This is a genomic window from Terricaulis silvestris, from assembly GCF_009792355.1.
In the GTDB taxonomy this organism is placed as follows: domain Bacteria; phylum Pseudomonadota; class Alphaproteobacteria; order Caulobacterales; family Aquidulcibacteraceae; genus Vitreimonas; species Vitreimonas silvestris.
The window spans coordinates 928,636-942,535 of sequence record NZ_CP047045.1 but is presented as its reverse complement, the minus strand read 5'-3'; the positions used below and the strand labels follow the sequence as shown (position 1 = coordinate 942,535).

The 13,900-nt window shown below is 62.4% G+C and carries 12 protein-coding genes; 4 read left to right on the top strand and 8 right to left on the bottom strand.

The window, feature by feature from the left end; genetic code table 11:
• Positions 1–133: 133 nt before the first annotated feature.
• Both DSM104635_RS04405 and DSM104635_RS04400 read left to right on the top strand, forming a co-directional pair.
• Positions 134–712 (top strand): polysaccharide biosynthesis/export family protein, encoded by a 579-nt coding sequence (locus tag DSM104635_RS04405; RefSeq protein ID WP_158765039.1) that lies wholly within the window; start codon positions 134–136, stop codon positions 710–712.
• A gap of 153 nt (positions 713–865) precedes the next feature.
• Complete coding sequence (locus DSM104635_RS04400) at positions 866–2,986, top strand: AAA family ATPase (protein WP_158765038.1); 2,121 nt, start codon at positions 866–868, stop codon at positions 2,984–2,986.
• 1 nt (position 2,987) lies between these two features.
• Here DSM104635_RS04400 and DSM104635_RS04395 read toward each other — a convergent pair whose 3' ends face one another.
• On the bottom strand, positions 2,988–3,770 hold the full coding sequence (locus tag DSM104635_RS04395) for a sugar transferase (RefSeq protein ID WP_158765037.1): 783 nt from the start codon (positions 3,768–3,770) through the stop codon (positions 2,988–2,990).
• A 283-nt stretch (positions 3,771–4,053) separates the two neighbouring features.
• Between DSM104635_RS04395 and DSM104635_RS04390 the strand changes: the two genes are divergently transcribed.
• Entirely contained in the window at positions 4,054–5,082 is a 1,029-nt protein-coding gene (locus tag DSM104635_RS04390; protein ID WP_158765036.1) for a CpsD/CapB family tyrosine-protein kinase, read from the top strand.
• Here DSM104635_RS04390 and DSM104635_RS04385 read toward each other — a convergent pair.
• The 7 genes from DSM104635_RS04385 to DSM104635_RS04355 form a co-directional block, all read right to left on the bottom strand.
• Entirely contained in the window at positions 5,033–6,415 is a 1,383-nt protein-coding gene (locus tag DSM104635_RS04385) for an acetate and sugar kinases/Hsc70/actin family protein (protein ID WP_158765035.1), read from the bottom strand. The two genes, DSM104635_RS04390 and DSM104635_RS04385, sit on opposite strands and share 50 nt — an antisense overlap.
• On the bottom strand, positions 6,412–6,849 hold the full coding sequence (locus DSM104635_RS04380; RefSeq protein WP_158765034.1) for a hypothetical protein: 438 nt from the start codon (positions 6,847–6,849) through the stop codon (positions 6,412–6,414). The genes DSM104635_RS04385 and DSM104635_RS04380 overlap by 4 nt, the downstream gene beginning before the upstream one ends.
• A 43-nt stretch (positions 6,850–6,892) precedes the next feature.
• Entirely contained in the window at positions 6,893–8,131 is a 1,239-nt protein-coding gene (locus tag DSM104635_RS04375; RefSeq protein WP_158765033.1) for an outer membrane beta-barrel protein, read from the bottom strand.
• Positions 8,132–8,415: 284 nt separating this feature from the next.
• Positions 8,416–9,387, bottom strand: coding sequence for an SDR family NAD(P)-dependent oxidoreductase (locus DSM104635_RS04370; RefSeq protein WP_158765032.1), 972 nt, complete (start codon positions 9,385–9,387; stop codon positions 8,416–8,418).
• Entirely contained in the window at positions 9,384–10,733 is a 1,350-nt protein-coding gene (locus DSM104635_RS04365) for a glutamate-1-semialdehyde 2,1-aminomutase (RefSeq protein WP_158765031.1), read from the bottom strand. Before DSM104635_RS04365 ends, DSM104635_RS04370 begins: the two co-directional genes overlap by 4 nt.
• 10 nt (positions 10,734–10,743) lie before the next feature.
• Positions 10,744–11,391, bottom strand: coding sequence for a PIG-L deacetylase family protein (locus DSM104635_RS04360; protein WP_158765030.1), 648 nt, complete (start codon positions 11,389–11,391; stop codon positions 10,744–10,746).
• Position 11,392: 1 nt separating this feature from the next.
• Entirely contained in the window at positions 11,393–12,184 is a 792-nt protein-coding gene (locus tag DSM104635_RS04355) for a glucose-1-phosphate cytidylyltransferase (RefSeq protein ID WP_158765029.1), read from the bottom strand.
• 305 nt (positions 12,185–12,489) lie between these two features.
• Here DSM104635_RS04355 and DSM104635_RS04350 point away from each other — a divergent pair, with 305 nt between their 5' ends.
• Positions 12,490–13,818, top strand: a complete 1,329-nt coding sequence (locus DSM104635_RS04350) for a DUF4910 domain-containing protein (protein WP_158765028.1) — start codon at positions 12,490–12,492, stop codon at positions 13,816–13,818.
• Positions 13,819–13,900: the final 82 nt, after the last annotated feature.

Genomic DNA, 13,900 nt, shown 5'->3' with positions numbered 1-13,900 from the left:
AACGCCCCGATCAGACGCCACTTTAACCAGCCCAGGGCTCGAAAACGCAGTTAAAATCGGCGCCGCGCGTGGCGTGTTCTTTGCTTCCAGAAAGCGATGGCGTAGAGGACTTCGCCTGGGAGGACGCCTGCCGATGACTTCGCCGATTTGGCACAACCGCCGCACTTTGCTCCGCTTGTTCGCGTTCGGCGCGGGCGTCAGCGTGCTCGGCGCATGCGGCACGACGGCCAGCGCCCCGGCGGGATCGACGATTTCCACAGACTATCGGCTCGGCGCCGGCGATCAGCTGCGCATCACTGTGTTCAACGAACCGGAACTCACCGGCCAATTCGTGGTCGGTTCGAGCGGCTCGATCGCATACCCCCTGGTCGGCAGCGTCAACGCGGCTGGCCGCACCGTGCCGGAATTCACCGAAGCGCTTCAAGCCGCGCTCTCGACCTATGTGCGCGCGCCCAGCGTCAGCGTGGAAGTGACCAATTACCGGCCATTTTTCATTCTTGGCGAAGTGCAGCGGCCGGGTACATATCCCTACTCCGCGAGCCTCACCGTTCTGAACGCTGTCGCGACGGCGGGTGGATTCACCTATCGGGCGAACCGCGGCCGCGTTTACATCCGTCACGCGAACGGGACCACAGAGAACGCGTTCGATATCACCGTCGCGACGCCCGTGCTGCCCGGCGATACCGTTCGGATTGGCGAGCGCCTGTTCTAAACGCCCACATCAAAAACGCTGCGGATTAGCCACATGAAGCGGCGCGGTTCGTGCATGAGCAGGTGCGGAGACGACATCGGCCAAGCGCGGGTGCTAGGCTGAAAGCCGCCTCCTGCCGGCACTTTCTTCGCCGGGAGCTCCCGCGGTCTGCACATGAACATGATGAACAAAGAGCCGCTTTCCAGCCCTTCTGGTTCACCCACGGGCGCATACGCGCCGCGCGGTTTGGCGGAGATGCTTGGCATCACGGCGCTCATGACAATGCTGCGACGGCGCATGGTGCTTGTGGCGATCGTCGGGTTCTCGGCGGCGCTGGCGACGCTGACGTTCACGCTGATCCGCACGCCAACCTTTTCCGCCACCTCTCTCATGATCCTGAGTCCGCGCCAAGCCGGCGACGCCGCCGTGGCGGGCGGGCTCAATTCATCGTCTCTGGTTAACTCCGAAATCGAATTGCTGCGCTCGCCCGCTCTGATGAACGAACTCGCCATCGCGCTGGGTTTGCAGGAAAGCAGCGGCGCAAGCATCGCGCCGAGTGCTGCGACGGCGGATTCACTGGCGAACGCGATCGCCATCGAGCAACGCGCCGACACTTATGTCATCGAGATCACCGCGAATTCGACGGATCCGAACCGCGCGGCGCTGATCGCCAACACCTACGCCGACGTTTACATCGCCAGCCAAATGAATGCGCACTTGGACGGGGCGCAGCAAGCGAACTCGTGGCTGTCGCGCCGATTGGCTGAATTGCGTGAGGACGTGCAAGAGAAGGAAAGCGCGGCGGAACAGTTTCGCGCCGAGTCCGGGTTGAACGTCGATCAGTCAGCGGGTCAACAGGCGTTCGGCAACCTGCAAGCACAGGTGGCTCAGGCGCAGGCCGATGTGCAAGAGGCCGAAGCGCGCAACCGACGCTTGCAAGAGCTTCGAGCCGCCAACGCACCGCTGGAAACCATTGCTGGCGCCTTCAATTCTGAAGCGCTGAATGCGCTGCGCACGCGCGACACCGACAACGCGCGCCGCCAAACCGACCTGGAATCGCGCTATTTGCCCAACCATCCGGCGGTGCAGACCGTTCGCGCCGAACGGCAGGACATCGACACTCAAATTCGCCGTGAGTTGCAGCGCATGTCCGCGAGCTTCGCAGACTCAGTGACTTCGGCACGCGCCCGGTTGCAATCCTTGCAGCATTCGCTGGGCTCAAGCGCAGGCGAGATTTCGTCATCTGCTTCGACGCCCAGCGCGCGACTGTCGGAGCTGGAACGCGAAGCCGCGGCGAGCCGCGAAGTCTATGACAGCTATCTTGAGCGCTATCAGGACGTGGCCGATCAGGGCCTCTCCAACGCGCGTTTGTTGTCCTACGCAGCTGTGCCGTCGGCCCCCTCTTCGCCGAACCTTCGCACCGCGTTGTTGATGACTTTGTTGATCGGTCTGGGGCTTGGGCTGGGCGCGGGAATGATCGCGGAATTGTCGGATCAGTCGGTGAAGAACGCCGAGGATATCGACAGCAAGGTGGGCTATCCCTCCGTCGCCTCGATCCCCACGATCTCGAAGCGCATGATGAGCCAGATGCCGCCGGCGGAACGCCATCCTTCCGGCTACCTCGTCGGCCGACCGATGTCGGCTTTCACAGAAGCGCTGCGCGTGCTGCGCACGGTGATTGTGTATTCGAAGCTCGATTTCTCGGTGAAGGTCGTCGCTATTACGTCGGCGCTTCCGGATGAAGGCAAGACCACGATCTCGATGTGCCTGGCGCGCGTCGCGGCGATGTCAGGCCAGCGCGTGATCGTAGTGGACTGCGATCTGCGCAAGCAATCGATCAACGACGTGATCGACATCGAAACCGATGTCGGCATTCTGCAAGTGCTCGCCGGCGAAGCGCCGTGGCGCTCGGCTATCATCCGTGACCCTAACTCCGATGCGCATGTGCTGCCGGTGGCGTCGTCGGGCTTCACCCCGCGTGACGTGTTCGGCTCCGACGCAATGGGCCGCCTCATCAGCGACCTGCGCGCCCACTACGAACTGGTAATCCTCGATTGCGCGCCGATCCTGGCGGTGGCGGAAACGCGCATCCTCGTTAGCCAAGCAGACACGACGCTGTTGGTCGCCCGCGCTGGACGCACGGCCGTGGGCGCGTTGCGATCGGCAGGCATGCAGACCGAAGCGGCGGGCGGCAAGGTGCTGGGCGTGGCGCTCAACTACGTGCTGCCGCGCTGGCAGTCCTACGCGGACTCGCTCTACCTCGACCAATCGAAGTCGTACTACAGCGTCTCTTGATCTATTGGACTGGGCTGCGGCGGCGCACCACAACCGCCTGCCCGCCTTCGCGCTTCGGCAGCTTCATCCCCGGCCGCCAGAGCTCGCCGCGATTGCGCAGCGAACGCAGTGTGTCCCACATGATCAACAGCTCCATCGTGAACGACCACGACATCGCGTAGATCTTGTACTGGCCGGCTTCTTCTTCGGCGTCATCGGCAATGGCGCTGAGACCGATCACGCCAGGACGCGCACTCAAATAGTAGCGCTTCGCTGTCTTCAGCGGCTCAACTTGTGCGCGAGAGAGCGGCGATGGGCCCACCAGAGCCATGTCGCCCTTCAGCACGTTGAACATTTGCGGCAGGCGCTCAAGTGCCCGGCGCCATTTGGCTTGGCGGCCTTCGGCGTGCACTGCGATCTCAGTCAAATCGTTGGCGGGTTCGCCGCCCCCCTCAGTCCGGTGCAACTGCTCGATCTTCGCCATCGGCGGCTTCATCCGCAGACGCCAGCATTGGAACGGGCGCCCGCCGTAGCCAATGCGCTCGAACGATTGAAAAACCGAGGCTTTATGGCTGACCTTGGCCACGCCTGCTGCGCAGAGCAGAACTGGTAGCCAGATGGGCGCGCTCAACACAGTCAGCGTCAGATCAACCGCACGTTTTCCCCCGCCGCCGATCATAGCCCCGCACAAGACAACAGGCGCGCTCTGCAAATCGCGCCGCAGCGCGGCTTCGAATGCGTCGCAATCCGTTGAATTCTGGGCGTTCGGTTGGTCCCCCGCATTATGCGGGAATTGGATCAGCATGGCAGTTTCTCGGCCTTGATCGGTGGTAAGATTAGGAAAGTCACCGCAAAGCGCAACGCCCCCACAGCCCGCGCCCGATGTTTATTTTAACCTATTCCTAAATAGCGGACAGGAGTGCGCTTGGCGCGGGAAAACCGATTGCGGCGCACACCAATCATGTGAATAAGCGTAGCTCGCTCCGAGCGCAGATTCAGGGCTGGGGAACTCCTGATTTCCGCCGCAGTTGGAGAACAACGGACTTCGCGCGGGACACGCGAAGTCGCGGCGGAGAGGTATTGGCGGAGTGACTGCAGCGCCTTTGGTTGAACGTGCCAGACGCCCCGCGACGCGGACGCGTCAGCCGCGCGCGCGCCGCAAGCCGTCACGCTCGCTGGCGCTATCGCGCCTGCGCCGGTCGCTTGCGCGCCAATGGTGGATCGCGCTTCTCGCTGCATCCGTGGTTGTGGCGGCTGGCGTCATCTACGACGCGCTGGGCGGCGTGCGTCCGCTCGCTTCGGCGCTGTTTTGGCTGCCGTTCGGGCTCACTGCAGGGTTGACGCTGGCGCTCGTGCGCGAGATTGGCCGCAACACGATCACGTCGGTGTCAAGCCTCGGCAAGCATCGCAATTACGCCGTGGTCGGCGCGGCGCCGGAGCTGACAGCAAAGGCATTGCGCCAGTTGCCGCCGGATCGGCGCACGGCGATTGGTTGCCTTGCCTTCCAGCCCGCGTCATCTTTCTCGACAGCGTTTCGCGATTTGCAGCATGCGCTCGCCAACAGCAGCGTTGTGTCGTTCGTGGCCGCGCTGCCCGCTGAAGGCGCAACTACGGCCGCCGTGTGCGCCGCGGTGAGCGCTACGCAACAAGGCCGCAAAACCATCGTCGTCGATTGCGACACTCGCCGCCGTACGCTTTCGCGTTATCTCGAGAGCGAAGCGGAAGTCGGCACTTTGGAAGCCAGTCAGCGCCCCGCCGGGTGGCAAAGTTTCGTGCATGAAGAGCCAGAGACCGGCCTTCATTATTTGCCGGCGGCGCGCGGACCGAACCCTTGGCGCACACTTGCGGACTCTCCCGGCTTCCCGGCGCTGATCGACGAACTGCGCACAGCTTATGATCTCGTCGTGCTGGATTGCCCGCCTGCTTTGGGCAGCGCCGACGGACCAATCGTCGCCAGCATGGCCGATCAGTGCGTGGTCGTGGCCTCGTGGGACCGCACGCCGATCAGCGCGTTGCGCAACGCCATGCGCCTGCTGCAACGCGCGGAAATCACCACTGGCGTCTATGTCAATCGCGTTCCGCCCGAGTATCGCTTCGGTCGTTTGCGGGGCGACTAGCACCCATCGCGGTCGCCGCCATGCCGTCTGGCGCAAGCGCGCCGCCAATAGCGATGGCCAGTTGCGGGAAGACCGGCGCGAGATTGCCCTGAAACGCCTCGTCATGCGCCCACTTCGGTGTTGCGTTGCGCGCTGTAACGCGAACGCGCCCGCGCTTGGGCTTGTGACGGATGAGCGCCTGAATGAACGGCGCCACCGCCCCGCCGCCGACGGCAACCGCATCGATCTCCGAACGTTTACGCGCAACAGCGTCGTCACGAACGATGTCTAGGCTTTCGTCATAAGCCTTGCTGAGCGCGCGCAAGAAGTCGCGAAAATCCGTGTCGCGCTCGATGTCATTCATGATGATGGTCAGCGCGCGGCTATCGTATCGCAACACGGCGCGGCCATCCGCGAACAGGCTTTCCTTGATATCGCGCATCTGGCGCATCAGCAGCGCCCAAAGCTGCGTTTGCATGGCGGGCCCGCGCGCCCACGGCGCCAACGCCAGCGCGCGGTTTGCGATGATCGTGTCCATAAAATCGCCGGCCTGCTTCAGCGTCACGCGGGCGGTGTCGAGTTCTGTGACGCGCGCGCCTTGGCGCGCTAGCGCGGCGATATCGGTTGTGCCCGCGCCCATATCGACAACGATCAGGTGCGCGGCACTGTCATGCAAGCCAACCGAAAGGTACGAGGCCGCGGCCGTCGCCTCGAAGATAAGATCCATATCGAACGGCTGAGCGCTCGCGGTCGCTTTCGGCAGCGCGTCAGTGACGAACGAAAGGGCCACGCCATTGCTCTGCATCAGCCGACGGCCGGCCGCGAGCCGAAAGGCCTCCGCTTCGCCGAAGAGCCGCAGGATGGATTCGTGCGAACCTGCGCTATCGCCCGCGCGCCACGCCGGCGCGGCATAACGCCAACGTACCGTGGCGCCATCAAGCACCGGATCGGCGCGAACCGCGCGGTCAACCGCGGCGAGCAGATAGGCGAGGTAAAGCACGATGAGGTCGCGCATCTGGAAGACGCGGTGCGGGTCGATAGAGGTCGCCGCGTTGGTGTTCAGCGCGCGATCGAGATCGGACACACTGAGAAGCGTCTTGAATGAGCGCAGCACGACGCGCTTTTTGTCATTGAGTTCAGCCGCGCGTGCGATCGCGGCGCGCCCAAACAGAAGGCGATCGTCATCGACGAAAACGGCGCTATCGAGCAAAAAAGCGTTCGCGTGCGGATCGTGGCCGCTCAACATGAGCGGCCGCACCAAAGCCGGATCGAAGCGCGACCATGCGCCGGCAGGTGCGGCGGCCGCCTTGGAGAAGGCGGTGCCGAAATCCACGCAGATGGTCCAGTCGCTCATGTCCGCGTTTTCCGCCGCGCCTTGGCTCGTATGGCGCCCACGCGCGGCTTGACCAGCACCTGGCCTCCGCGCGCGACGCCACGCGCCTGAATACGCACGGTCTTCGGCTTTTTGGCGACAATCTGGCGGAGGTCGTGAACAGCGGCATCGTAGGGCTCGCGCGCATCGAGCGCGCCGATGCGGGTTAGCCCCCTCTTGCGTGCGGCGCGCGACAGCGATTGCGCTAGCACAGCAAGCGCGTCCGCGCGTTGGGCGCTATCCGCGGAGATGAGTTCGTCCAGATCTGCAAGCGCCTCCGCAAGCGCGACATCGGCTTCCGCCCATGCCGCTTCCGCCAGGGCAGTCGCCATGGCCGTTGCACGCTTGCGGGCGGCGTCTTGCTTTGGCGCCGCCCGCTTGATCCTTTTGGTCTTGGATTTCTTCGCCGCGGGCATCTATCTATCCAGCGGTCGAACTTAGCCTATCCGCAGCGCGCGCCTAGAGGCGCAGGCTGAGGCCCAGCGAGAACCGGTTGGCCTCGTAATCGCGGCCCGCGAGCGCGCCATCCGATTGCGATTCATCGTAATTGTACCGGGCGCGAAGGGCGACGCGGCGATTGAGCAGATAGTCGGCGCCGACTTCATAGGCGCGAACCTCATCGCTGCGATCGACCGCATCGTAATCGCGTTCACCGAAGCGGGCGGCGGCCGTGAGGATGATGTTGCGGCGGAGCTCGTGATCGATGCGGGCGCCGTACTCAGTGCTGATGAACGGCAAACCGGCAGTGACGCTGATCTGATCGTCTGCGTCTTGACGCGCCGTGAAGGTGAGCGTCGTGAGCTGGGTGACGTACCATTCGAGGCTGCCGGCGATGGCGACGCCATCGAAGGTGCCGACCGTCGGATCGTCGTAGTCGCGTTCGAATTGGCCAACGGCAATTTCGCCGCGCATCAGGTCGGTATTCAAGGTGACGCCGGCCAGGATCGATTGGCCTTCAGAGTTCAGGTTCGGCGTGTTGTCGTAGTCGCGCTCATCGGTTTCGGCGCGGAGCAACAGGCCAATACGAGGGCTCAATTCCGCTTCGAGGCGGCCGCGCAGGCCGGTCTCTTCGTTGTCGCGGAAGTTTTGGGTGTTGTTGTAATCGTACTCGTCCTGCACCGCGTCGAGGCTGACGCGCATGCGCGAGAAACGATGAGTGACGCCGGCGGAGAGCGTGTTGCGATCATACTCGACCGGCTCGCCGATCAGCGGCGAGTCAGGATCGGTGCGCGGCGTGGTTTCGTGGCTGGCGCGAGCGGAACCGTTGATCGCGGTAGAGTCGCCGACATCGACGCGACCGGCGGCTCGCAAATACCAATCGTCGGAATCTTCGTTCGAGAAATCTTCGTGCATGCGCCATTCGGCCCCGCCACCGACCTGCACCATGTGGCGCGACCAGTTCGAAGTCAGTCGCGCGTTCGGCGCGACCGTGTAGATCATGTCGTCGACTTCGGCTGGCGTGCCGGATTCGGCGGCGAACAGGTTGTCGGTGCTGGCGATGCCGAAATCGATGGCGCCGTTCAGGTCGAAACCGCCGAGGTGAACGCCGAGCGGCCGATACTCTTCACGGTCACGATCACGAACCGAGACGCTGGCCTGCTGATCGTTCTCCGAGGGCAGTTGCTGCGCCATAGCGTGAGTGGGCAGCAAAGCGATAAGCGATGCCGCGAAAAGCGACACGAACGGATAAATGCGCACGTTTAAGCCCCCGCCAAAGGATGAGCCCGAACCCCGCGAAGTGGCCGGATTGGAGCGCAGATTTCCGCTTCCGTGGCTCAAATCGCAACAAGATGCCCCCGGGGCGGGAAATGCCGGTCCAACAAGATTAACGGGGCGTTTTGACGGGGTCATGAAAGGCGCACTCCAAACGGCTTGACCGATGGAAAATGCCGCAAGCAAGTTAACCGAATGAAACCAGAGAATTGCAGAATTTCGATCGAAAACTCGAACAGTCGAGTCCGTTGTTCGTACTTACGCGGGCGTCAAGCGCCGTAGTGGCTTTTGTACCACGCGACGAACTTCGGCACGCCTTCGCTGATCGGCGTGCGCGGCTCGTAGCCGAGGGCAGCTTGCGTGGCGTCGATGTCGGCGTAGGTAACCGGCACGTCCCCAGGCTGCATTGGCTCGAAGTTGATCTCGGCTTTGCTGCCCATCGCGCCTTCAATAGCGGCAATAAAGTCCATCAGCCGTTCGGAGCGTTGGTTGCCCAAATTGTACACGACGTGCGGCGGCTCGCCCGTGGCTGGGCGATCGAGCGCGCGGAGAACGCCGTCGACGATGTCGTCGATATAAGTGAAGTCGCGCGCCATCTCGCCATTGTTGAAGACGCGGATCGGCTCGCCCTTGCTGATGGCGCTGGCGAACAGCATGGGCGCCATGTCGGGCCGGCCCCACGGGCCGTAGACGGTGAAGAAGCGCAAGCCAGTCTGCGGAATGCCGTAGAGGTGGGCGTAGGTGTAGCTGATCAGTTCGTCGGCGCGCTTGGTGGCGGCGTAGAGCGAGATCGGCTTTTCGACGCGCTGGTCGATCGAGAACGGCATCTCGGTGTTGGCGCCGTAAACGGACGATGAGCTGGCGTACACGAAATGCTTCAAACCTTTGAGGCGGCGCGCCGCCTCCAGCATCACCACCTGCCCCATCACGTTGGCCTGGATGTAGACATAGGGGTTCTCGCGCGAGTAGCGGACGCCGGCTTGGGCGGCGAGATGGACGATGCCGGTGGTGTCGGAATTGTCGTCGATGACGGCGAAGATCGCGTCGCGGTCTGAAATGTCGGCCTTTGCGAAGCTGAAGTTCGGATTCTTTTGCAGCAGCGCGAGGCGCGCCTCTTTCAGACTGACGTCGTAGTAATCGTTCAGGTTGTCGATGCCGACGACGCGTTCACCGCGCGCGAGCAAAGCTTGCGCGACGTGGAAGCCAATGAAGCCAGCGGCGCCTGTAACGATGACCGTCACGCCGTCTCCTTAGCCTGAGCCGGCTTCTTATTGTAGGCGCGATAGACCATTTCCGACGGCGGACCGACGAGAAATTTCTCCGGGCCGTCGCTCAGCGCGCGGGCGTAGACCTCCATCGCGCCATCGAAGGCTTCGATGGTTTGATCGATGTCGGCGTCCTTGTGGGCGTAGGAGACCACGATCGACGGGGCGATAACCCCGCGCTTGATCAGCTCTTGGAGCAGGATGCAGCGATAGTCCTGGCTCGGCTTCTTGTCGGGGTCGGTCGTGCCGAACACAGCGTTCGACGGCATGCCCATGACGCTGATGTGGTCCTGTACGCCGTTGGCGCGGGCGGCTTGCTCGATGCCCGTCATCAGGCGTTTGCCGGCGCGGATCATGTGTTCGATCACGGGTTCGTTCTTATAGACATCCATCGTCGCCATCATGGCGGCGAGGCCGTGGGTTTCGCCGCCGTGCGTGGTGGACATGAGGAAGACGCGCGGCTTGTCCCATTGTTCGAGATCGCCGAGGCGCATGTATTCGCGTTTTCCCGCAAGCGCCGACACCGAGAAGCCGTTGGCGATCGCCTTGCCCCAGGTCGAGAGATCGGGATCGATGTCATACATGTGCTGCGCGCCGTACTTGTGCAGCCGGAAGCCGGAGATCATCTCGTCCAGAATGAAAAGCGCGCCGTCTTCGTGCGCGAGACGCTTCAGCTCATGGAGGAAGTTGTCCTTCGGGTCGTTGCCGCGGGTCGGCTCAAGGATGAAGCCAGCGATCTGCTTGGGATACTTCGTCAGCAACGCTTTGACGCTCTCGATGTCGTTGTATTTGAACTTCACCGTGAGCTCGGTGACGGCTTGCGGTACGCCGCCATTGATCGGCGTGGTGCCGATGAACCAATCGTCGACCGCGAAGAACGGGTGATCACCGCAGATCGCGATGATGTCGCGGCCGGTGTAAGCGCGGGCAATCTTCACCGCGCCTGAGGTGGCGTCGGAGCCGTCCTTGGAGAACTTTACCATCTCGGCGTTCGGGATCATGGAGAGGAATTTCTCGGCCGCCGCGACTTCGATCGCGGCGGGACGCGTGAAGTTCACGCCGTTTTCAATCTCAGCGCGCACAGCGGCGAGCACCGGCTCGTAGGCGTGGCCCAGCGTGACGGCGCGGTTGCCCATGCCGTACTCGATGTATTCGTTGCCGTCGGCGTCCCATGCGCGGCAGCCTTTCCCGCGCACAATGTGGCCAGGCGCCAGCAGCGGATACTGATCATCACCCTTGGCGTAGGTGTGCGCGCCACCGGGAATGAGGCGCTGACCCTTCGCGCGCAACACGTTGGATTTTTCAAAGCCGCGATGGGCCATCGTCGTCGTCCTATTTCAGTAGAAGCTTGCGCGCGTAGAAGGCTTCCGCATAGCGCGCTCGGCACTCGATGCCGCGCAGGCGCGCGAGACCGCGGAAGGTCTCATCGTCGAACCAAGCTTTGGAGCGCTGGGTGCCAAAGTGCTTGTGCAGCAGCGCGATCTTGCGCGCGAGCACGTCATCGCTCAGCGGCACGTAAACGTTGGGTTGACCGAGATCGCCGTCCCACTTGGGAATTTCGTATTCGAGGATCAAATGATCGCGGAACGTATTCCAGGCCAGCTCGCAGACCATGCGGTGATCTTGGTGCGCGTCGTTGCGCTGGTGGCAGAGCACAACGTCCGGCTTCTCGAGCCGCTTTAGCCCTTCCACCCAATCCTTCACCGCAGTGCGTTCAGCGGGAAAATAGCCGTCGCGGAAATCGCCGAGATGAATCTCCGCGTGCTTCGCGCCAGCGAGAAATTCCATCGCGCTGGCACGCGCCTCGTCAGCGCGCTCGCCGGGCGCAGAGAGCGCGCACCAATCGATCGACACTTCGGCGCCGGAAGCGATCCAGGACAGGATCGCACCACCCGCGCCGATTTCGATATCGTCGGAGTGCGCACCGAGCGCGAGCACGCGAAGCGGTTTGCCCGGCCGCGCGAGGTCGAGCGCCAGCATGCTATTCCGGCTTCTTGTTGGAGCCGTTGCCGTTGACCTTCCAGGGCATCTCGCCCTTCTCCATCATGTCTTCGAGCACCTGGCGGTCACGCAGCGTGTCCATTGAGCGCCAGAAGCCGGTGTGTTTATAGGCCATCAGCTTATTCTCTTTGATCAGCCGCGCGAATGGCTCGACCACGAGTTCTTCGCCGTCATTCATATAGTCGAAGATGGCCGGCTTCAGCAGGAAGAACCCGCCGTTGATCCAGATCTCCGAATTGTCCGAGGTGATGAACTCGTTGACGCGGCCATCCTCGCCGATGTTGGCAAGGTGGTACGTCACTGGCGGGTGCACCGCCACGAAGCACGCGATCTTGTCGCTCGCTTTGAACGTCGCGATCATGTCGTCGAGATTCACATTGGAAAGGCCGTCGCTGTAGTTGGCGAGGAACATCTCTTCGTTCTTGACGTGGTCGCGCACGGCCCAGAGCCGGCTGCCAATGTTGCGCCACACGCCGGTGTCGATCATCGCCACGCGCCAATCTTCTTCGCGCGGGCCCAGGAGCTCTATCTTCGAGCCTTCAACGATAACGTCGCCATAGGTCTGGGTTTTGTAGTTGAGGAAGAAATCCTTAACCGTGTTGGCCTTGTAGCCGAGGCAGAGCACGAAATCCTTGTGCCCATACTGGCTGTAGTAATTCATCACGTGCCAGAGGATCGGCTGATGGCCGATCGGGATCATCGGTTTTGGCACGCTTTCGGAATACTCGCGGATGCGAGTGCCCAGACCGCCGCAGAATAGGACGACTTTCATTGACCCTGCCCAATGGCTCGGAAGTTGCGCGCGAAACCCGGTTAAGGGTGCAACCTTCGTGCCGGTAGGACCTGTTACGCGCACCAAAATTTGGCGGCGTCAACGGCTTCGTCCATCAGGCGGAAAACACACGTCAGCAGGCGTTTAACTTGACAAAAACCCTGCTCTAACGGCATCTGAAAAATCCCGATAAAATTTGGAAGTCACCACCGGCGCGTCAGCGGCCGCGGACGCCATTGGTGCGGCCCGGAACGTGCTTTACGCGTTGGTGGAGCGGCCTCCGTCGCGATTTAGGAAAGCAGTCCATGCCCGTCATTCGTGAGTCATTGGTCCAGAAGCTCTACCAGCCGGGCATCGGCCAAGAGCTGTGGGACTTCGCCAACGGCATTTACCCAATCTGCCGCTCGATCTCCGGCAACGGCGTCCGCGAGACGCTCGGCCACATCCAATCCAAGATCGATCTGCAGGTTCACGAAGTGCCGTCAGGAAGCCAGGCGTTCGATTGGACCATCGCGCCCGAGTGGAATATCCGCGACGCCTGGATCAAAGATCCGCAAGGCAACAAGATCATCGACTTCAAGAAGCACAATTTGCACGTGCTCAACTATTCAGGCCCGATCAACGGCAAGTTCCAGCTGGCGGACCTCAAGAAGCACATCTTCACGATGCCGGATCAGCCGGACCTGATCCCCTACCGGACCAGCTACTACACCATCAACTGGGGCTTCTGCATGAGCCACGACCAGCTGATGAGCCTGCCGGACGGCGAGTACGAGGCGTTCATCGATTCAGACCACAACCCGAACGGCTCGCTGACCTACGGCGAATATTTCCTGCAGGGCGAGAGCGACGAAATCTTCCTGTTCTCGGCCCATTGCTGCCACCCCTCGCTCGCCAACGACAATTGCTCGGGCATGAGCGTCAACACCCACCTGGCGCGGGCGTTGAGCTCGCTGCAGGGCAAGACGCGCTACTCGTACCAGTTCATCTTCGCGCCGGGCACGATCGGCTCGATCACCTGGCTTTCGCGCAACGAAGAGAAGATCAAGCGCATCAAGAACGGCCTGATCCTGTCATGCGTCGGCGATCCCGGTGGCCCTACGTATAAGCGCAGCCAAGCCGGCGACGCGATCGTCGATCGCGCGGTCGAGAAAATCCTGCGTGACGAGGAAGCCAACCCGAACATCATCGACTTCTGGCCCTACGGCTACGACGAGCGCCAATACAACTCGCCGGCGTTCCGCCTGAATGTTGGCCTGCTGCTGCGCTCGCGCTTCGGCCTGTTCCCCGAGTATCACACCTCGGGCGACAACATGGATTTCATCAAGCCGGACGCACTCGAGAAGTCGTACAAAAACACGTTGCAGATCATCGACGTCCTCGAGAACGAGTACAAGACGGTGAACCTGGCGCCCCACGGCGAGCCGAACCTCGGCAAGCGCGGGCTCTACGGCGCCATCGGCGGCGACAAAAAAGCCTACGACGCCAACTTGCCGGTGTTCTGGATGCTGAACCAATCGGATGGCGAGCACTCGCTGCTCGACATCGCCCAACGCGCCAAGCTCCCCTACGAACGCATCCACGACGCGGCGAAGGTGCTGAGCGAAAACGGCCTGCTGGAAGTCAAAGGCTAAGGGGCCAAACGGCGGGGGAAACGAAGGCCGCGGCGCTGGATGGCGTCGCGGCCTTTTTTTGTTTTTGCGCGCCGGCAACTGG

Bases quoted from the DNA above. Each gene is read 5' to 3' on its own strand.
- DSM104635_RS04405 (WP_158765039.1), top strand. From the start codon at position 134: ATGACTTCGCCGATTTGGCACAACCGCCGCACTTTGCTCCGCTTGTTC.
- DSM104635_RS04365 (WP_158765031.1), bottom strand. From the start codon at position 10,733: ATGGCCCATCGCGGCTTTGAAAAATCCAACGTGTTGCGCGCGAAGGGT.
- DSM104635_RS04350 (WP_158765028.1), top strand. From the start codon at position 12,490: ATGCCCGTCATTCGTGAGTCATTGGTCCAGAAGCTCTACCAGCCGGGC.
- DSM104635_RS04360 (WP_158765030.1), bottom strand. From the start codon at position 11,391: ATGCTGGCGCTCGACCTCGCGCGGCCGGGCAAACCGCTTCGCGTGCTC.
- DSM104635_RS04355 (WP_158765029.1), bottom strand. From the start codon at position 12,184: ATGAAAGTCGTCCTATTCTGCGGCGGTCTGGGCACTCGCATCCGCGAG.
- DSM104635_RS04400 (WP_158765038.1), top strand. From the start codon at position 866: ATGAACATGATGAACAAAGAGCCGCTTTCCAGCCCTTCTGGTTCACCC.
- DSM104635_RS04395 (WP_158765037.1), bottom strand. From the start codon at position 3,770: ATGCTGATCCAATTCCCGCATAATGCGGGGGACCAACCGAACGCCCAG.
- DSM104635_RS04385 (WP_158765035.1), bottom strand. From the start codon at position 6,415: ATGAGCGACTGGACCATCTGCGTGGATTTCGGCACCGCCTTCTCCAAG.
- DSM104635_RS04380 (WP_158765034.1), bottom strand. From the start codon at position 6,849: ATGCCCGCGGCGAAGAAATCCAAGACCAAAAGGATCAAGCGGGCGGCG.